We start from the raw sequence: 18,649 nt of genomic DNA, 5'->3' as shown, positions 1-18,649 counted from the left end.
TTTCTTGGCATCATGCCGGGATCGCCGTTTGGCGGGGGCTTTCTGCTTTCTGCGATCTCTTGTGTGTAGGGGCGAAGCTGGCTACCATAAGCTGTAGTGAGTGAGGGAGTCGGGATGTCTGATCCGATGACGAATATGGATGCTGAAGACGTGCTTGCGTCGATCCGGCGTTTGGTGGCTGAGACCCATAATCATCATGATGGCCCCTCTGGAGGCTCTCAACCTGCGTTGCGGGCTGAGTCCCCCGTTCGCGCTCAGGGACCTGCCGCTTTGATCCTGACGCCTGATTTTCGCGTTGCCCAAGATCCTGTCGAGCCGCAGGACGTGGAGACCTCTGGCGATGAGGGGGATGCTGAGGTCGATGGCGTGGTTGCGGCAAAGGCAGACACAGACAAAGACACAGACACTCAGCCGTTGATTCTTTCGATGGATCAGGTGGTTTCACTTCCCGAAGACACACAACACGCGCCTGAGGACGATTTGAACGACGCGCAGGCGCCGAACGTCGAGCTTGAAACCTTGGTGGCGCAAGAGGTTGGTGCCGCGGCGCAAAGCGAAGACACCGATCAGGCCCAGGAAACCGATTGGGCTGCTGGGTTCGATGACACCCCGGATGTTGAGGCCGCAGCTCATGTGTCGCGGCTGAGTTTGGAACAGCGGATTGCCGAACTTGAAACCGCCGTGGGCGCTCAGTCCTATGAGTGGGAGCCGGATGGATCTGAGGATCTTGAGGCAGAAATCCCCTGCTCTATCCCGCGCGCCTTTGCTGAACCCGGAGCCCGCGTGCTTCATTTCCGTGTCCCGCAGGAGGAAGACCCCGCGATGAGCCCGTCTGAGCAAGGCCACGATCACATTGACGATGCCGAAGTGATCGAGGAAACCCCCGCCGCGCATGAGACCTCCCGTGCGTCTGATGATCTTCCGCCGGTTGATGAGCCCGAGGTCGAAGATATGGCCGCGCCTGAAGAGGTGGCTGCCGATCCTGATCCAAGTCTTGAGGAAGAGCTGGCTTTGGCCGGGTACGCCGATGAGGAGATGATGGACGAGGAGGCGCTGCGTGAATTGGTGGCGCAGGTGATCCGTGAGGAATTGCAGGGCGCAATGGGCGAACGCATCACGCGCAACGTCCGCCGTCTGGTGCGCCGCGAAGTGCAGCGCGCGCTGACCCTGCGCGAATTCGAATAAAGCGTTCCGCCATAAACCTGTTTCACGGGCTTATGGCGGAACGCCCACACCATGGATATGTCTGCCAGCGTCACGCCTTTCCCATGCCTCAGGTGAAAGGCGTGACGCTTTAATCAGATCTCGGCGCTGAGTGCGTAAAGCGCATCGAGATCCAAATGGGCCTCGATGTGATCTGCGAGCGCCTCTAGGGTTGCTTCGACCCCACCGTCAAAATCAGCGATTCCATCGCATAGGCCAAACCGCGCCAGATAGCCGTTGCGAAACGTGTCGCTGGCAAACAGCCCGTGCAAATAACAGCCCATGACCCGACCATCCGCCGACATCGCGCCCTCTGGGCGTGTGCCGCCTTGGTCGTTCAGAGACAACCACGCCCGGGCACAATCGGCCCCTTCCGTGCGGCCGATATGGATTTCGTAGGCGGTGACACGCGCGCCGGTGGCGCGCTCGGTCGCGGTGACTTCGGCCAACCGTTTGTCGCCGGACATCACCGTCTCCACCTGCAAAAGCCCAAGGCCGGGATGCCGTCCGGCGTGACCTTCGATCCCGTCCGGGTCGTCGATCCACTGGCCAAGCATCTGATAGCCGCCGCAAATTCCCATGACATGGCCACCACGCCGAACATGGGCCAAAAGGTCGATGTCCCAGCCTTGGCTGCGAAAAAACGCCAGATCGCCGATGGTCGATTTTGAGCCCGGGATCAAAACGAGGTCGACGTCCCCCGGTAGGGCATGGCCGGGTTCAACAATCTGCACGGTCACATTCGGTTCGGCGGCCAGCGGGTCGAGGTCGTCGAAATTGGCGATGCGGGACAGTTTTGGCACGGCGATTTTGATCGCGCCACTGCCGCGTGAGGTGATGTCCATCACATCCTCGGCAGGCAAGCGATGGGCCTGATCGAACCACGGCAAAGTGCCCAAATCGGCCCAGCCGGTGGCCTCGATGATGGCGCGTGTCCCACCCGCGAACAGGCTGACGTCGCCGCGAAACTTGTTGATGGCAAAGGCTTTGATCCGCTCGCGGTCGGCCTTGGGCAGAACCGTATAGGTGCCGACGAGCTGCGCAATGACGCCACCACGATCAATATCGCCAATCAGCACCACGGGCACATTTGCCGCCTCGGCAAAGCCCATATTGGCAATGTCGCCCTCGCGTAGGTTGATCTCTGCCGGGCTGCCGGCGCCTTCGATCACGACAAGATCGACGCCTTTGGCAAGGCGGTAAAAGCTCTCCATGACGGCGGGCATCAAGGTGGCTTTCATCGAGCCATACGCACGGGCTTTGAGCGTGTCGATCCGTTGCCCCTGCACCACAATCTGCGCGCCGACGTCGGTTTCGGGCTTGAGCAAAACGGGGTTCATGTCGGAGTGAGGGCGCAGGCCACAGGCACGGGCCTGAAGCGCCTGCGCGCGGCCGATTTCGCCGCCATCTTCGGTGACTGCGGCGTTGTTGGACATGTTTTGTGGTTTGAATGGCGCGACTTTGAGGCCTCTGCGGCTCATGGCGCGCGCGATGCCCGCGACCAACATGGATTTGCCCACGTTCGAACCCGCGCCTTGGATCATGATCGCTTTGGTCACGCCGCTGTCCTTCTCCTTTTGGTTTTAAGAGGAGTATTTGAACTGCGTTGAAGACGAAAGCCAAATGCGCAAGGCCTCAGTCATCATCGGGGCCACGGCGTTTGAGATCAGGGTAAGGGGTGCCATCGAGGTGGTGGTAAAAAGCGTCTGACGCGGTGTCCGCCATCAGATCAAGCCCCGGATAAAAGGCGCGTTCACCCGCAATGCGCGATCCGACCTCTAACACGATCACATCGCTGTCGGTGCGGTTTTGTAGGCAATGGCCGATTTCTTCCCCCGCTTTGAAGCCTGCGCAATCGCCGGGGGCGAGCTGTTCTTCGCTGTCGCCATAGACCAAGGTCGGGTGGCCCGAAACGATATAGATGAACTCATCTTCCTTTTCATGCCAATGGGGCAGGGCGGACCATGTGCCGGGTGGAAGCGTGGTCATGTTGACGCCAAATTGCGTCAGGCCCGCCGTGTCACCGAGCGCGCGTTTGACACGGGCGCGGGTGTTTTTGTGGTGGGGCGGCGGATAAAGCGTGCCAATTTTGGCGGGAATTGAGGGGATGTCGATTTTCTTTTGGGACATGTGCGGGTTCCATCAGTTTCACCAAGGATACGCGCAGTATGGCGGCAAAAGAAAAGACGCGCCAGCGAGCAGCATGGCGCGTCTTCTTCAGAAATAGCAGCGTGATCGGAGAGCTTAGGCAGCTTCCGCCTGTGCGTTGCGACGTTCGCTTTCTTCGCGTGACAGCGCGACAGAGGTCCGAATGCCTTTCGACACAAATTCCATCAGGCCGGAGACCACGCGTTCGCACGGGTCGATCCCAGCACAGGACAAAACTTCGCGCCCATCACGGGAGCGTGCCCAACGGGCGATTTGTTCCGGGCCGTTGCCGTATTTCTTATCATCGGCGATCGCATCATCGAGTGCAGCCAACACAACAGCCGCAAAAAGCTTGCGGGCGCGTTGTCCTTGCTCATAGTTGAATGCGGTGCCATCAACGAACTCAGCCATGGGTTTTCCTTGTTTTATTGCTCTTGTCTTTCTGGCGTGCGGGCCCTTATGACAGGTTTGTGTCGATTCGGATACGATGCATTTGCATGCCACCTATGCGGTTTGCGCATAGGGTTGGTCGCTAACATTTTCCCAACTGTGTCAAATCTCACACGTGTGCCGCCAGAGGACTGCCTTGTCAGCCTGCCCTTGGACGGATATAGGGTGCCAAACTCATTCTTCAACCAACGGCCACGGTTAGACATATGCCCAAAATCAACGGTAACGAAATCCGCCCCGGCAACGTGCTGGAACATGACGGGGGCCTGTGGGCCGCTGTAAAAGTCGATCACGTCAAGCCCGGCAAGGGTGGTGCCTTTGCTCAGGTCGAGCTGAAGAACCTGCGGGACGGGCGCAAGCTCAACGAACGGTTTCGCTCTGCCGATAAGGTCGAGCGCGTGCGTTTGGAGCAAAAGGACATGCAGTTTCTCTATGAGAGCGACGGCTTGTTGACGATTATGGACATGGAGACCTTCGATCAGGTTGAAATGCCTGCCGATATTCTGGGGGATCGCCGTCCGTTCCTGCAAGATGGCATGACCATTGTGGTTGAGTTTCACGAAGCCGAGGCGCTCAATGCGCGGTTGCCGCAAAAAGTGATCTGCAAGATTGTGGAAACGGAGCCGGTGGTCAAAGGTCAGACGGCTGCGAACTCGTTCAAACCCGCGATTTTGGACAATGGTGTGCGCGTCATGGTGCCGCCGTTCGTGGGTCAAGACGAGGACATCGTGGTGAACACCGAGACCATGGAATATTCTGAACGCGCTTAAGCGGCTTCGAAGTGAAGAACATAAAAGCGGCTCTGTATGGGCCGCTTTTTTTTATGCGCTTTTTGCACGGGCTCAGATCAATGCAAAATCGAGCCAAAGAGTTGAGACTTTGGGCGTTGCCAAAGGAGGGTGCCATGACAGACTCAAAAAGCCGTCTTGCCTATACTCTGACCGCCATCAATCCGGACACGGGGCAGGGGCTGCGCGCGCGGATTGATAGCCCAACCGAGATCACGATCCTGCTTGCCGATGATGACGAGGAGGTCGCACGGGTCACGATGGGGCCGGAGGGCGTACCTGATTTGATGATTTTGGATCCAAAACTGCGCACGCCCGAACATGCGGCCAACTGCCTCAAAGAATGTTCGCGCGGCTGCAATGGCGATATGTTGTGTGTCGCGGGATGTGCTTTGGAATGCGCGACGATCATCATTTGATCGCCACGATGTTTTAATGCGCTGACGGCGTAAAGGATTAGCCCTTTCGCAATCCAAGGATGGCCCGCGCTTGCGCAGGCGTGGCGATGGGGCGTTTGTGACGCTGGGCGGCAAGCACGGCCAGTTCGACCAAAGCGGCATTGGACGGAGCCAATGTGTCGCGATCAATACGGATGTTATCCTCAAGTCCGGTGCGCAAATGACCGCCCGCGGCGGCAGACCATTCGTTGAGTTCAAGTTGATGACGGCCCACACCAGCGGCACACCACGGGGTGTTTTCGCCAAACAGGTGTTTCACGGTTTCGACGTAGAAATCAAACACGCGCTTGTCGGCGGGCATGGCGTTTTTGACCCCCATGACGAATTGCACATAAGGCGTGCCTTTGATCTGGCCGCGATCCGCCATCAGCTTGGCTTGATAAATATGCGAAAGATCAAAGGCTTCAATTTCGGGTTTGACGCCGTAGGTGATCATCTCAGAGGCCAGCCAATCGACAAGATCGGGCGGATTTTCATAGACGCGGGTCGGGAAATTGTTAGAGCCGACAGACAAAGAGGCCATCGGCGGACGCAGGGATAACATGCCGCCACGGGTTTTGCCCGCCCCAGATCGTCCCCCGGTTGACAGTTGCACAATCATGCCGGGACAATGGGTTTGAATACCCTCTTTCAGCCGGGCGAACCGGTCGGGATCAGAGCTGGGTTTGCCTTCGTCATCGCGGACATGACAATGGGCGATGCTGGCCCCGGCCTCATAGGCCTCATGGGTGGATTCGATTTGCTCCGCCACGGTGATTGGCACCGCCGGATTGTCGGCTTTGGTTGGCAAAGAGCCGGTGATCGCAACGCAAATGATACAGGGCGTGGTCATCGTTTGCCCCACCGTTTGAAAGAATTGGCCCGCACGTTTGTCCTCCCTGGCATCAGATATGATGATCATGCCCGAGAAGGGTAGGTTTGAAAAGTTAAGACTTTGCTGTTGCTTGAGCGAAAATTTCGGCCTCCCCGGCGCGCAGGGGACCGGTGGCACGATCAAAGCGCAGATAGGCGATGGCGTGCCCCCCGGATTGGGTGAACAAAACGCCTGCGGATTTGCCGTCCGCAGTGGTGATTTCGGTGCCGACAGGGGCGGAGCCGGTGAGGGTCACACGCGCAAGGCCCTTGCGCAGATCGGTTTTGTGTTTCATCCGGGCGGTGACCTCTTGGCCAACATAACAGCCCTTTTTGAAATCGACCCCGTTCAGGCGCTCAAACCCGGCCTCTAAGATAAAGGTGTCCGGGGTCAGCTCAACTCCGGTCTCTGGCACGCAATGGGCCACGCGGATCGCGTCCCAATCGACCTCTTGCGAGGGTCGACCATCATAGGCGCGCCATCCCATGTCCGCGGTGCGGGGGTCTTGGATGGCCCCCTCGGGTGCGTCGCCAAGTCCTCGCGACACGGTGCGCTCACTCAGGCTTAAGGTCACCTTGGAACGCAGCTTATACATGGTCAGGCGTTTCAAAAGCGCCTCTGCCTCTGAACTTGCCACATCCAAAAGCACGGTCTCGCCCTGGGGCACCAAAAAGAAATCGACGATGAATTTGCCCTGTGGCGACAAAAGCGCGGCATAGACCGGCCCGTGCTCCAGGTGGCGCGCATCGTTGGTCACCAGCCCTTGCAGGAAATGGAGGCGATCCTCGCCTGTGATCTCAATGACGCTGCGTGCGGATGTGTCTGTCATGCTCATTCCCCTTTTTCCACTCTTCATATAGGAAGGAAAAGAGCCACGAAAAGCGGGAAACACATGCGCGCGCCGATCTCTGTCATCATCCCGACCCTGAATGCCACGCCAAAGCTGCGCGATACCATGCTGTCTTTGATGGAGGGCTTGGACGCGGGACTGGTGCGGGAGTTGATCCTGAGCGATGGCGGTTCGACCGATGGGGTCGAGAAGATGGCCGATTTTGTCGGTGCCGAGTTGATCATTGGCGCGCCATCGCGCGGCGGGCAACTCAAACGCGGGGCAGAGGCGGCTCAGGGCGATTGGTTGTTGTTTCTTCATGCCGACACATGGTTGCCCGAAGGCTGGGCTGAGGCGACTGTGATCCATCTGGCACATGGCTATGACAAGGCGATGGTGTATTCGCTTGGGTTCCGCGACACCAAGGGGATGCGCGCCAAATGGACCGCAGGTTGGGCCAATCTGCGCAGCAACTGGTTTGATCTGCCTTACGGGGATCAGGCGCTTTTGATCTCGCGCGACATGTATGATGAGGTCGGCGGCTTTGACGACATCCCGCTGATGGAAGACGTCGCTCTGGTGCGCAAACTCAAGGGCCGGATCGTGCTTAGTCCTTTGTGCGTCCAAACAGACCCAACACGCTACCAAACACACGGCTGGTTGCGGCAAGGAGGCCGGAACCTTGTCCGTCTTCTGCGCTACCTGCTTGGCGCTGACCCTTCAGCACTCGCCCGGTCTTACCGTCGGTGATCGTGCGGCCATCGGCATATTGTAGGCGATAGAGATCGGCATAAAGCCCACCCCGCGCCAAGAGTTCATCATGGGTGCCCTCGTCTACGACCCGACCCTTGTCCATCACCACAATCTTATGCGCGTTGCGAATGGTTGAAAGCCGGTGAGCGATGACCAAAGTGGTGCGATCCTTGGAGAGGGTCTCAAGCGCGGTCTGAACCACCTTTTCCGACTGTGCATCAAGGGCCGAGGTGGCCTCGTCGAGCAACAACACCGGACGGTCGCGCAGCACAGCGCGGGCAATCGCCACCCGTTGCCGTTGCCCGCCTGAAAGACCCGATCCACGCGGCCCGACTTGGGTGTCGAGACCTTGGTCAAGTTTCGGCAAAAAGTCGTCAACATGCGCGGCTTTGAGGGCGGCGTTGAGTTTTGCCTCATCCGCCTCGGCCCCCATCAACACATTGTCGCGCAGGCTTTCGTCAAACAACAGCGCGTCTTGCGACACCACCGAATAAAGGCCGCGTAGATCGGGCAGGGACAGTTCCGTTGTGACGACGCCGCCGATGGAAATGGAGCCCTCTTTCGGGTCCGCCAGACGCGTCATCAGGTTGAATACGGTGGATTTTCCGGCCCCGGAAGCCCCGACCAAAGCGGTGGTTTTCCCAGCCTCAGCGGTGAACGTGGTGCCGTTTAACACCGGCGCATCGGCATAGGCGAACCGCACATTTTCAAACCGGATGTCGGCGTCTTTGGCGGCAATGGGTAGGGCTTTGGGGGTCGCGGGCGAGGTGATTTCTGGCCGTTCGGCAAAGATCGCATAGATGCGCTCCAACGAGGCCCGCGCTGCCTGCCACACGCCGGAAACATTGCCCAAACGCCGCAACGGTTCAAACACCAAAGCCATTGCGGTGAAAAACGACATGAACTCACCGACCGTTTTGGTGCCGTCGATGATCTGATGGCCGCCATATAGCAATACGCCGAAAAACCCGAGCCCTGCGACGATGTCCATCAGCGCCGGAATGCCCGCTTGCCCGGCTTCGGATTTGATCTGCAAGGTGACGAAGTGCTTGATTTCGCCGTGAAATCGGTCGGCTTCTCGGGCTTCTGTGCCCGAAAGTTTGATTGTGGTCGCGCCGTGAAAAATCTCGTCCAACCGGGTTGAGACGCGGGCCGAGGCCTGACGTGCACTGCGCGTGGTGCGGCGCACGAGGTTTTGCAAAAGCGTCACAGGCACGGCCAACAGGGGTGCGCCAGCCACAGCGATCAACGTCCAACGCCAATCGACCAAAATCGCCACAGTCAGCAGCGACAAAAGTGAAATGAGATCGCGCCCAAAGGCGGCAAGCACGGTGCCCCACACGCTTGAAACGACAGCACTATCACCGCGTGTCCGTTCGATCAGGGTGCCGGGGGGGTGGTCTTGGAAAAACCGACCATCAAGGGTCAGCATATGGGCGACAAGCCGGGCTTGGAGCGTGGCCGCAACCCGTTGCCCCACCACGGCCATGAGGACGCGGTGACTGAACGAAGCAACCGCACGGGCGGTGAAAACGCCAAAGACGGCAAGCGCGACCCAGATGATCGCATCGCTATTTTTGGCCACCAACACCCGGTCGAACATCGGTTTGATCAGATAGGAGAGCGCACCCAACATCGCGCCTTCGAGCGCCATAAACACCAAAGCCACAGCCACCAGCACCACATAGCGGTGCAAATAATCGCGCCAAAGCCATGCGATCAATGTGCGTGAACCGGTGTCCGGGATGAAGGGGGCGGGCGTGCTCATCGGGGCGCTTTCTTAGGGGAAGGAGCGCATGGTTTTAAACATGCGGGCCTTTTCAATGTCATAGCGGGTCTCAAACCAGTCCCGGATCGGGATCGGACCATGGGCTTTTAGATCGGCCTCGTAGAGATCAAGGATGTGATCCAAAATGCCGGTTTTCGTACTTTTGAGATGCATGAACCGAAAGCTCAACATCTTTTTCGCCTCTCCAATCGAGGCCCCTTCACAGTGCAACAGATACAGTGCGGAGGCCAGCCCGGCCCGGTCTGCGCCGGATTTGCAATGGATCAAAAACGGTTTCGGGATTGAGGCCAAAAGGTCAATTAACGCGACATAGTCTTTGCCCGACAGGGCTCCGCGGGCGGCGGCTTTGTCGGTGCTGATCAACGTGATCCCATGTTCAGCACAGGCTTGTTTTTCCAGCAACATAAACGACAGGTCTTTGTCGCCGCGTAGGCTCAGGATGGTTTTGATCCCCATTTGAGCATAGCGTTTGATCCGCGCAGGCGAAGGCTGATTGGACCGCCACACGCCGGGCGCGATTTCATACAGGTTGGTCCAAATGCCACGCAAAAACGCATGGTCAAACAGGTGGAAATGCCACATCGCCAGCCTGCGGGTACGTGGCGTGGACACGTCGTTGCCAAACTGGCCGACCTCACCGCGCTCAAACCTTTTGAACCCTCTTTTTAGCGTCTTGAACATCAGGGCTCCGATTGAAAAATTATCGCGCCTCTTTATCGTCCTTTGCCCGCCGGGGCAAGCAAGGCGGGCGCATGGGGCGTCAAGGGTGGGGTTGCTCCAAACACGCGCACCCCTCTGTGACATGAGCGACAATTGACGGGGCCGCTTTGGGGCGATACCGCTTGGGCCTGATGTGAGTTTGAGGACAGCCCATGACACTTGCCAACGGTCGCCATTACCTTGCCATTCCCGGCCCTTCCGTGATCCCCGATCCGGTGCTTCAGGCCATGCATCGCCCGGCGCCGAATATCTATACCGGCGAGTTGGTCGATCTGACTCAAAGTCTTGTGCCCGATCTCAAAAAGATCGCGGGCACGGCGCATCACATGGCATTTTTTATCTCGAACGGTCACGGCCTTTGGGAAGCGTCGCTCACCAATATGATCTCGCGTGGAGATAAGGTTTTGGTCTGTGCGACAGGAAATTTCGGCCATGGCTGGGCCGATGTGGCCGCCCGTTTGGGGGCCAGAGTTGAGGTCATCGAGTTTGGCAAACAGGCCCCGATTGATCCCGCCCGTTTGGAGGCGGCTTTGCGGGCAGACACCGCACATGAGATCAAAGCGGTTTTGGTCACCCATGTCGACACCGCCACTTCGGTGCGCAATGATATTGCTCTGGCGCGTCAGGCGATTGATGCCGCTGCTCACCCGGCGATCTATGCGGTGGACGCGATTGCCTCATTAGGCTGTGAACGGTTTGAGATGGACGCGTGGGGCGTCGATGTGATGATCGCGGCGTCGCAAAAAGGCCTGATGACCCCTCCCGGTCTGGGCTTTGTCTGGTTCTCAGACAAGGCACTTGAGGCGGGGCGCAATGCTGATCTGCGCACCCCCTATTGGGCGTGGGAAACGCGGGCCAAGCCTGTGCATCTCTATGAATATTTCGACGGCACACCGCCGACCCATCATCTCTATGGTCTGCGCCAAGCCGTTGATATGATTTTGGAAGAGGGTTTGGACAACGTTTTTGCCCGGCACGAAACCTTGGCGCGGGCGTATTGGGCGGCTGTGGATCACTGGGGCGCTCCGTTGCATTTCAACATTGCGGACCCGGCTGCGCGCTCCCATGCGGTCACGACCTTGGGGCTTGCGGCTCCGGCGGCCACGCAACTGCGCACATGGTTGACCGAACATCTTGGCATTACGCTTGGGATTTCTTTGGGCTTTGGGGACATTGGTTCGGCTGAATCCGATGGCTATTTCCGCATAGGCCATATGGGCCATATCAACGCCCATATGGTGCTTGGCATCATCGGTGCGATTGAAACCGCCTTTGTCGCGCTCGATATTTCGCACCAAAGCGGCGGGTCGGTTGCGGCGGCCAAACTGTTGTCCTCGCGGGTATAACCGCGCTTAGGCCACAGCTGCGCGCGCGTCCGCCAAAGCCAGTGGCAACCGCTCGGCCAACACCTCAAGCTCCTCCGGGCGGCCCACCGAAATACGGATGCAGCGGTCGAGTGGCGCGATCCCCGGCATCCGAACGAACACCCCGCGCGTGGCCAAAGCGGTCAAAACCGCGCGGGCAAAGGTGCCGTCTTTACCGCAATCGACGGCGACAAAATTGGTGGCGGAGGGCAGGGGCGTCAGACCGTTGTCTTGCGCGATTTGTACAATTTTAGCGCGGCCCTCAGAGACCCGTTTTAGGGTTTCAGACAGGTGGTCCCGATCCTCAAATGCCGCCAAAGCCCCAGCCTGGGCCACGCGATTGACACCAAAATGGTTGCGAATTTTGTCAAAAGCGGTGGCCACAATCGGATGGGCTATGCCGTAGCCAATGCGCGCACCCGCTATGCCATAGGCCTTTGAAAAGGTACGGAACCGAATGACGCGGCGGTCAGTGACATCAATCGCGGGTCGGGTGCTCACGGGGGCAAATTCGCTATAGGCTTCGTCCAGGATCATCAAACATCCCGCAGGCACGGCCTCGATCATGTCTTGCACGGTTTGCGCCGAATGCACCGATCCCATCGGATTGTTTGGATTGGACAAGTACACGAGCTTTGCCCCCACCACGCGCACCTTGGAAATCAACGCCTCGGGGTCCTCGTGATCGCCCTTGTAGGGCACAGTATGTAACGTGCCTCCAAAGCCCGCGACATGGTAATTGAACGTCGGATAAGAACCCGCTGAGGTCACAACCGTGTCGCCGGGTCCGACATAAAGTCGGACCAAATTGCCTAAGAGCCCGTCGATGCCTTCGCCCACGGTGACACTCTCCGGTGCAATGCCGTGACGCGCGGCAATCGCCAGACGCAGATCGCGGTTCTCCGGCTCGCCATATTTCCACAGGCCGCTCAGACTGGCCGCCATGGTCTCTAATGCTTTCGGTGAGGGGCCAAAGGACAATTCATTCGCGCCCAACCTTGCGTCGAACGGCGCACCGCGCAACGCCTCCATCCGTTCCGGGGCCACAAAGGGCACGGTGGCGGGCAGGGTTTGGGCGAGTGCCGTTTGGCGTGAATCTGTCATATCTGTCATAGCGCTTTTCCTGCCTTAACTTGTCGGCCTGCGCAAGCGTCGCAACGTCAGCCCTGACCTTGGCGCGCGTCCCTGATAGCGTTTCGGCAGCAGGAGGAGCCGCCATGACCGAAACACCCAAGACTGTCACGCTTGAGATCAAAGACCACATCGCGCATGTGACGCTCAATCGCCCGGATAAAATGAATGCCGTGTCCGAGGCTTTGGTCAGTGATCTTTTGTCCGCCGTGGCCGAGATTGCCACCTCTGACGCACGCGTTGTGGTGCTTTCGGGGCGGGTCAGGCATTTTGTGCCGGGCTTGATACCTCTAATTTCCAACGGTTTATGTCAGAGGATTTGGACGATCTGGTGATGCGGCGCACCCATGGGGATGGCAATGCGTTTCAGGCCTTCTCTCTGTCGCTTTATGACCTGCCGATCCCGGTGATTGCCGCCCTTCATGGCCCATGTTTTGGCGCGGGGATGCAATTGGCCATCGCCGCCGATATTCGCATCGCCGCGCCTGACGCGCAGCTGTCGATCATGGAGATGAAATGGGGCCTTGTGCCCGATATGGGTGGGATGGTTCTGTTTCCGCGGGTGCTGCGCTCGGATGTGTTGCGGCTTTTGACCTACAGCCATGAGGTGGTCCCTGCGGATCGTGCTTTGGCCTACGGCCTTGTCACCGAGATTGCCGAGGACGCCCACGCCCGTGCGCATGAGATCGCCTTGGTGATCGCAAGCAAAAGCCCCTCTGCCATTCAGGCCGCCAAGCGGTTGATTGATGTTGCTGAGAGTGTGAGTGAGCGGGCGCATATTCTGATGGAAGAAAGCCGCGAACAGCGCGCCTTGATTGGCACCAAGGATCAGATGGAAAGCGTCATGGCGCAGATGCAAAAGCGCGCGGCCAAATACGAATAAAGCGTTGCGCCATAAACCTGTTTTACGGGTTTATGGCGCAACGCCCACACCATGGATATGTCTGGCAGCGTCACGCCTTTCCCCTGTCTCAGGTTAAAGGCGTGACGCTTTAGCCCTTCATTGCAGTCCAAATACTCAAAACAAAAGGCCCGCCAAATGACGGGCCTTTTTAAGGATGTCAGAGGGTTAGCCGATTTCGGCGAGGCGGGCGAGAGCGGTTTTGATTTTGCCCTCTTCCTCTTCGCGTGCAGCCAGATTTTCTTGTGCCTCGGCCACAACCTCTTCAGGGGCGGAGGCAACGAAGTTCGGGTTTTTCAACCGTCCGCGCAGACCGCCAAGCTCTTTGGACAGTTTGCCCAAGACCTTTTCAAGCCGGGCTTTTTCCTCGGCAATGTCGATCACCCCTTCGAGTGGCAGGGCGAATGTGCCGCCGCCAACGGTGATGGTGATCGCGCCTTTTGGCATCGGGCCGGGGGTCAGGCTGTCAAGACGCGCAAGCTTCATGATCAACGCTTCGTTGTTGGCCCAGGCGGTTTTGCCCGCCTCGTCCAACTCGACCTGAACCATCGGGATTTTCAGCCCCGCAGGTACGTGCACTTCGGCGCGCGACGAACGGATGCTCTCGATCAGATCAATCACCCAGTTCATTTCACGGTCCGCCTCAGGATCGACCAGATCAAGCGACAGCTCCGGCCAATCCGAGATCGCCAACAGTGTGCGATCCGATTTAATCGTGCCCCACAGCTCTTCGGTGATGAACGGCATGATCGGGTGCAGCATGGTCAGCGCCTGATCCAGCACCCAGCCCATGGTTTGGCGGGTTTCGGCCTTGGCCGCGTCATCGCCATCGTAGAACAGCGGTTTTGAGAGCTCGACATACCAGTCACAGAACTTGCCCCAGACAAAGGCGTAGAGCGCATTGGCCCCATCGTTGAACCGATATTCGGCAAAGGCGGTGTCGACCTCGGCCAGCACTTTCGCGGTTTCACCGATGATCCATTTGTTGACCGTCGCATTCGGCGTTGGGAGGACACTGGGGTCATATGCGTCGAAGACGCCGTTCATCTCGGCAAAGCGCGCGGCGTTCCAGATTTTGGTGCCGAAGTTGCGATAGCCTTTGATCCGATCGACAGAGAGTTTCAACACGCCGCCGATGGAGGCCATCGAGGCATTGGTGAATCGCAGCGCATCGGCACCAAATTCATCAATGATCTCAAGCGGGTCGATGACGTTTCCGGTGGTTTTTGACATCTTCTTGCCCTTCTCGTCGCGGACGAGTTGGTGCAGGTAGATGGTGTGGAATGGAATTTCGTCTACGACGGCAAGCTGCATCATCATCATCCGGGCAACCCAGAAGAACAGGATGTCTTGGCCGGTGACCAACACATCGGTCGGGAAATATTTCGACGTGCTCTCATCCCATTCCGGCCAGCCCAGCGTGCCGATTGGCCAGAGGCCCGACGAGAACCATGTGTCCAACACATCGGGGTCGCGCCAGACCGGGTAGACCAGTTTGGTCGGGTCTTGGCTGACGTTATAGGCGGCGAGGCTTTCGGCGAAGGCTTCGATCGCGGCTTGGCGGCTGTCGACTTCGACGATACGCGCATGGTTGATCGGGGTCGGCACATCGGCCAATTCGCCCTCAAACGCAGCGATCACCCCGTCAAATTCGGCGGCGCAATGATGCACATCGCCAAGGTGCAACATGCCGCCCTCGGTCAACAGGCGGAACAATTCCACCTCGTCCAGGGCACCATCGCCTTCGTCGTCTTTGAAGTTCGGCGCGGAGAGGTCCAGCCCGTACCACACCGGGATCTGATGCCCCCACCAAAGTTGACGCGAAATGCACCACGGTTCGATGTTTTCAAGCCAGTGGAAATACACTTTCTCACCCGACTCGGGCATGATTTTTGTCCGACCCTTGCGCACCGCATCCAACGCCGGGCCAACGATTTTTTCGGCGTCCACATACCATTGATCGGTCAGCATCGGTTCGATCACGACTTTGGAGCGGTCGCCAAAGGGCTGCATGATCGGTTTGTCTTCGACGTAGGGCACGGTCTCGGTGATTTCGGACTCCACACCTTCGTCGTCTTTGACTTTGCGGGTGATGGTGGTCATCACGGCGAGACCTTCGGCGTTGATCTCGTCGACCACGGCTTTGCGCGCCTCGAACCGGTCCAAGCCGCGCAGGTGATCGGGCACAAGGTTGACCGCGTCGACTTCGATCTCGGTGAACGGTTTGCCGGCCAAGATTTCTGCTGCCAAAAGCGCGCTGTCGGCATAGGACATGCCATCGTCACGCATTGCGCCACGGGTGTCCATCAACCGGTACATCGGCAATCCGCCACGTTTGGCGACTTGGTAGTCGTTGAAATCATGCGCGCCGGTGATTTTCACCGCCCCGGAACCGAACGTCATATCCGGGTAGTCATCGGTGATGATCGGGATCAGGCGGCGGTGTTCTTTTGGACCGACCGGAATTTCGCAGAGCTTGCCCACAATCGGTGCGTAACGCGCGTCATCGGGGTGAACGGCAACCGCGCCATCGCCCAGCATGGTTTCAGGCCGCGTGGTGGCGATGGAAATGTAATCGCGTTCCTCGGTGAAGGTGACGTTCCCGTCCTCGTCTTTCTCGACATAGGTGTAGGTTTCGCCGCCTGCGAGCGGGTATTTGAAATGCCACATATGGCCCGGCGTTTCGACGTTCTCAACTTCGAGGTCGGAAATCGCGGTCTCAAAATGCGGGTCCCAGTTGACCAAACGTTTGCCGCGATAGATCAGACCCTTGTTGTACATCTCAACAAAGACTTTGATCACGGCGTCGTGGAAATTGCCCTCTTCGCCTGCGGGCGCGCCGGGGGCACCCGACATGGTGAAGGCGTTGCGCGACCAGTCACAGCTCGAGCCCAGGCGTTTGAGCTGATTGATGATGGTTGCGCCATATTGGCCCTTCCACTCCCAGACCTTTTCCAAAAACTCGGGGCGGGTGAAATCCGTGCGCTTTTTGCCAGATTTCGCCAGCTCTTTTTCCACCATCAACTGGGTCGCGATGCCTGCGTGGTCTTGGCCGGGCTGCCACAGCGTGTCAAAGCCACGCATCCGGTGCCAACGGATCAAGATGTCCTGAATGGTATTGTTAAAGGCATGGCCCACATGCAACGCGCCCGTCACGTTGGGCGGCGGGATCATGATGGTAAAGGTCTCGTCACGGGACTTATTGGCCCCGGCTTTGAACGCCCCTGCCTTGTCCCAAGCCTCGTAAATCCGCGCTTCTGCGTCACGCGCGTCAAATGTCTTTTCCATTGCCATGCTCTCTTCGCCCAGTCCCTTTTCGCGCAGTCCCTGACTTCGCTTTGGCGTTGTTTACCGCGCGGGGGGCGCGAGGAAAAGGGCGAAACCCCGTTCATTTTCACTCGAAAGCGGGCGCATTGACCTGCTGTTAAGGCTTCTTGTGCATTCAGTAGGACGAACCCGAAAGGAGAAGGACCATGGGGCGAGCCCCGAAGCGTCTTCAAAACATTGCAGATCGGTTAACGCGGACGTCGTGGCACAGTGGTGTCGCGATGTCTCTCTATGATCGGGCGACCGGGCGCGAGTATCATGTGGGGTCGGGCGCGCTCGACAGCCGCACACCCTATTTTGCGACTGGCACCAGCAAACTTTATACCACTGCCATCCTGTTACAGTTGATCGAAGAGGGGAAAGTTGGGTTTGAGGATCCGTTCTTGACCTATCTGGGCCGCGATAAAAAATATGAGGAATTTCTGGTCAGAGAGGGCATTGATTATACCGATCAAGTCACCATCCGCCATCTGATGTCGCATACGTCGGGGTTTGGCGATTTCTTCCTTTATAAATATCAGGCGCGCACGTTGAAACACGCCATTGGTGATGGCGTGGATACGGCGTGGACTTTCGATGAGGTGCTGCAACGCAGCCGGTCTCACGGTGCTGTCGCTGTGCCTGGGCAAAGCCCCAAAGCCCTTTATACCGATACGAATTTTCACATTCTCGGACGGGTTATTGAGACCATTGAGGGCGAAAATTTTGGCGAGGTGCTACAGCGCCGGATCATTGATCGTTTGGGGCTGAGTTCAACTTATCTATATTGCGATCCCTCGGATGCGCGCCCGATCAATTTCATGTCCAAGGACCGCGAAGTGCGTGTGCCGCGGACGATGACATCGTTTCAGGCCGATGGCGGCATTGTCACCACCTCGCGCGAGGCGTTGATCTTTATCCGTGGCTTTTTCGAAGGGTATTTATTTGACAAGCGTATTTTGCCGCATCTCTACCAATGGCGGCCGATGTATTTTCCAACGGAGTACGGCATCGGTTTGATGCAGATTAAAGTGCCGTGGTGGATGTCCTTGCCACATCGGTTAAATGCCCCGCCATCGCGACTGTTCAAATCGGCCCCGCGCACCTTGGGCCATATGGGGCTGGGTGGTTCCATCTGTCTGTATGCACCGGAGGCGGGGGTCTATATTTCGGGCACGGTCAATCAACTTTTGGATCCGGCGCGTGCGGTGGTCACGTCGATCAAGATGATTGAAGAGGTCGCCTACGGTAAATGCGATGAGGAGCTGCGACGCGGCGGCGCGAGTCTTGCGGGTCCTCCTCCGGCGCAATAACGTGCCCCCATCCTCAAATAGATCGGTCGAATTTGGTCGAGAGGTGGATCAGGCTCTCAATGTCTTGCACCCCTGTGATGGCGTTGATCTGATCGAGGGTAGCGTCGATCTCTTCGGTGCTGTCACAGGCGATTTGGGCAATCAAATCAATACGCCCGGTGGAGGTCGCGACCATTTCCACCTCTGGAATCGTTTTTAATTTGACCACAATTCCGGCCGATGTGCGCGGCTCGACCTGGATCAGGACCGTGGCTGTGATCCGCCGTGAAAGCGCCACGTCACCCAGCTTGATCGTGTAGCCCGCGATCGTGCCGTTGGTTTCCATGCGTTCGAGCCGCGCCTGCACGGTCGAGCGGGCGACTTTGAACCGCCGAGCTAATCGCGACACCGAGGTCGAGGAATCGGCGGCCAGCGCCATCAGAATCTTTTGGTCCAGATCGTCCACAGCGACCTCCTTTGCGATGGCATGCGCCCTCTGCGCCATGCTGGGCATTTCACACAATGTGCGATGTCAATTTAACCGATCATATCGTTAAAATGACCGGCATTATGCACGTTTTTATCCTTTATATCGAACAAATCAACATGCATATAACGGCCACTGAGTTTCAGGAATAAGGGCAGAGACGGGCGGTTAAGCGCC

15 protein-coding genes and 2 pseudogenes are annotated in these 18,649 nt (G+C 58.0%); 7 read left to right on the top strand and 10 right to left on the bottom strand.

From position 1 onward, the window contains the following. Positions 1-114: 114 nt before the first annotated feature. A complete protein-coding gene (locus DA792_RS12265; protein ID WP_107720183.1) occupies positions 115-1,185 on the top strand; it encodes a hypothetical protein in 1,071 nt (356 codons plus the stop codon). A gap of 113 nt (positions 1,186-1,298) precedes the next feature. On the opposite strand, the gene DA792_RS12260 is transcribed toward DA792_RS12265, so the two are convergent. The 3 genes from DA792_RS12260 to DA792_RS12250 all read right to left on the bottom strand — a co-directional run bounded on the left by DA792_RS12260 (position 1,299) and on the right by DA792_RS12250 (position 3,762). After that, positions 1,299-2,762 (bottom strand): cobyric acid synthase, encoded by a 1,464-nt coding sequence (locus tag DA792_RS12260; RefSeq protein WP_107720182.1) that lies wholly within the window; start codon positions 2,760-2,762, stop codon positions 1,299-1,301. 76 nt (positions 2,763-2,838) lie between these two features. Then, positions 2,839-3,333 carry a cupin domain-containing protein gene (locus DA792_RS12255; RefSeq protein ID WP_107720181.1) on the bottom strand — a complete coding sequence of 165 codons (495 nt, stop codon included), beginning with the start codon at positions 3,331-3,333 and terminating at the stop codon, positions 2,839-2,841. A gap of 114 nt (positions 3,334-3,447) precedes the next feature. Then, complete coding sequence (locus DA792_RS12250; RefSeq protein ID WP_009571018.1) at positions 3,448-3,762, bottom strand: DUF6280 family protein; 315 nt, start codon at positions 3,760-3,762, stop codon at positions 3,448-3,450. A gap of 245 nt (positions 3,763-4,007) precedes the next feature. Here DA792_RS12250 and efp point away from each other — a divergent pair, with 245 nt between their 5' ends. Next, positions 4,008-4,571 carry an elongation factor P gene (gene efp / locus DA792_RS12245; RefSeq protein ID WP_107720180.1) on the top strand — a complete coding sequence of 188 codons (564 nt, stop codon included), beginning with the start codon at positions 4,008-4,010 and terminating at the stop codon, positions 4,569-4,571. Positions 4,572-4,705: 134 nt separating this feature from the next. Continuing rightward, complete coding sequence (locus tag DA792_RS12240; protein ID WP_107720179.1) at positions 4,706-5,008, top strand: hypothetical protein; 303 nt, start codon at positions 4,706-4,708, stop codon at positions 5,006-5,008. Positions 5,009-5,045: 37 nt separating this feature from the next. Here the strand turns inward: DA792_RS12240 and DA792_RS12235 are convergent, their stop codons facing one another. Together DA792_RS12235 and ygfZ are read right to left on the bottom strand one after the other, a co-directional pair. Beyond that, on the bottom strand, positions 5,046-5,879 hold the full coding sequence (locus DA792_RS12235; protein ID WP_107722687.1) for a 3-keto-5-aminohexanoate cleavage protein: 834 nt from the start codon (positions 5,877-5,879) through the stop codon (positions 5,046-5,048). Between the two features lie 94 nt (positions 5,880-5,973). Continuing rightward, complete coding sequence (gene ygfZ, locus DA792_RS12230; RefSeq protein ID WP_107720178.1) at positions 5,974-6,729, bottom strand: CAF17-like 4Fe-4S cluster assembly/insertion protein YgfZ; 756 nt, start codon at positions 6,727-6,729, stop codon at positions 5,974-5,976. Between ygfZ and DA792_RS12225 the strand changes: the two are divergent. Next, positions 6,673-7,410: pseudogene (locus DA792_RS12225) on the top strand (glycosyltransferase); the annotation flags it as partial. The gene ygfZ and the pseudogene DA792_RS12225 sit on opposite strands and share 57 nt — an antisense overlap. Here the strand turns inward: DA792_RS12225 and DA792_RS12220 are convergent. After that, a complete protein-coding gene (locus DA792_RS12220) occupies positions 7,337-9,250 on the bottom strand; it encodes an ABC transporter ATP-binding protein (RefSeq protein ID WP_439099390.1) in 1,914 nt (637 codons plus the stop codon). The pseudogene DA792_RS12225 and the gene DA792_RS12220 sit on opposite strands and share 74 nt — an antisense overlap. 12 nt (positions 9,251-9,262) lie before the next feature. Next, the gene (locus DA792_RS12215; RefSeq protein ID WP_159075260.1) at positions 9,263-9,952 is read right to left on the bottom strand and encodes a tyrosine-protein phosphatase; all 690 of its coding nucleotides are present in this window, start codon (positions 9,950-9,952) and stop codon (positions 9,263-9,265) included. 191 nt (positions 9,953-10,143) lie between these two features. Between DA792_RS12215 and DA792_RS12210 the strand changes: the two genes are divergently transcribed. Further along, complete coding sequence (locus DA792_RS12210; RefSeq protein ID WP_107720175.1) at positions 10,144-11,337, top strand: pyridoxal-phosphate-dependent aminotransferase family protein; 1,194 nt, start codon at positions 10,144-10,146, stop codon at positions 11,335-11,337. A 6-nt stretch (positions 11,338-11,343) separates the two neighbouring features. Here the strand turns inward: DA792_RS12210 and DA792_RS12205 are convergent, their stop codons facing one another. Next, a complete protein-coding gene (locus DA792_RS12205; protein ID WP_107722686.1) occupies positions 11,344-12,459 on the bottom strand; it encodes a pyridoxal phosphate-dependent aminotransferase in 1,116 nt (371 codons plus the stop codon). 113 nt (positions 12,460-12,572) lie between these two features. Here DA792_RS12205 and DA792_RS12200 point away from each other — a divergent pair. After that, a pseudogene (locus DA792_RS12200) lies at positions 12,573-13,369 on the top strand (crotonase/enoyl-CoA hydratase family protein). A gap of 186 nt (positions 13,370-13,555) precedes the next feature. Here DA792_RS12200 and DA792_RS12195 read toward each other — a convergent pair. After that, on the bottom strand, positions 13,556-16,681 hold the full coding sequence (locus tag DA792_RS12195) for a valine--tRNA ligase (protein ID WP_107720174.1): 3,126 nt from the start codon (positions 16,679-16,681) through the stop codon (positions 13,556-13,558). Between the two features lie 179 nt (positions 16,682-16,860). Between DA792_RS12195 and DA792_RS12190 the strand changes: the two genes are divergently transcribed. Next, positions 16,861-18,006, top strand: a complete 1,146-nt coding sequence (locus tag DA792_RS12190) for a serine hydrolase domain-containing protein (protein ID WP_107720173.1) — start codon at positions 16,861-16,863, stop codon at positions 18,004-18,006. Between the two features lie 13 nt (positions 18,007-18,019). Here the strand turns inward: DA792_RS12190 and DA792_RS12185 are convergent, their stop codons facing one another. Beyond that, positions 18,020-18,451 carry an Lrp/AsnC family transcriptional regulator gene (locus DA792_RS12185; protein ID WP_107722685.1) on the bottom strand — a complete coding sequence of 144 codons (432 nt, stop codon included), beginning with the start codon at positions 18,449-18,451 and terminating at the stop codon, positions 18,020-18,022. Positions 18,452-18,649 lie beyond the last annotated feature (198 nt).

It is taken from the genome of Celeribacter baekdonensis, from assembly GCF_003047105.1.
Classification (GTDB): Bacteria; Pseudomonadota; Alphaproteobacteria; order Rhodobacterales; family Rhodobacteraceae; genus Celeribacter; species Celeribacter baekdonensis_B.
This window is presented reverse-complemented; position numbering and strand designations above follow the sequence as displayed.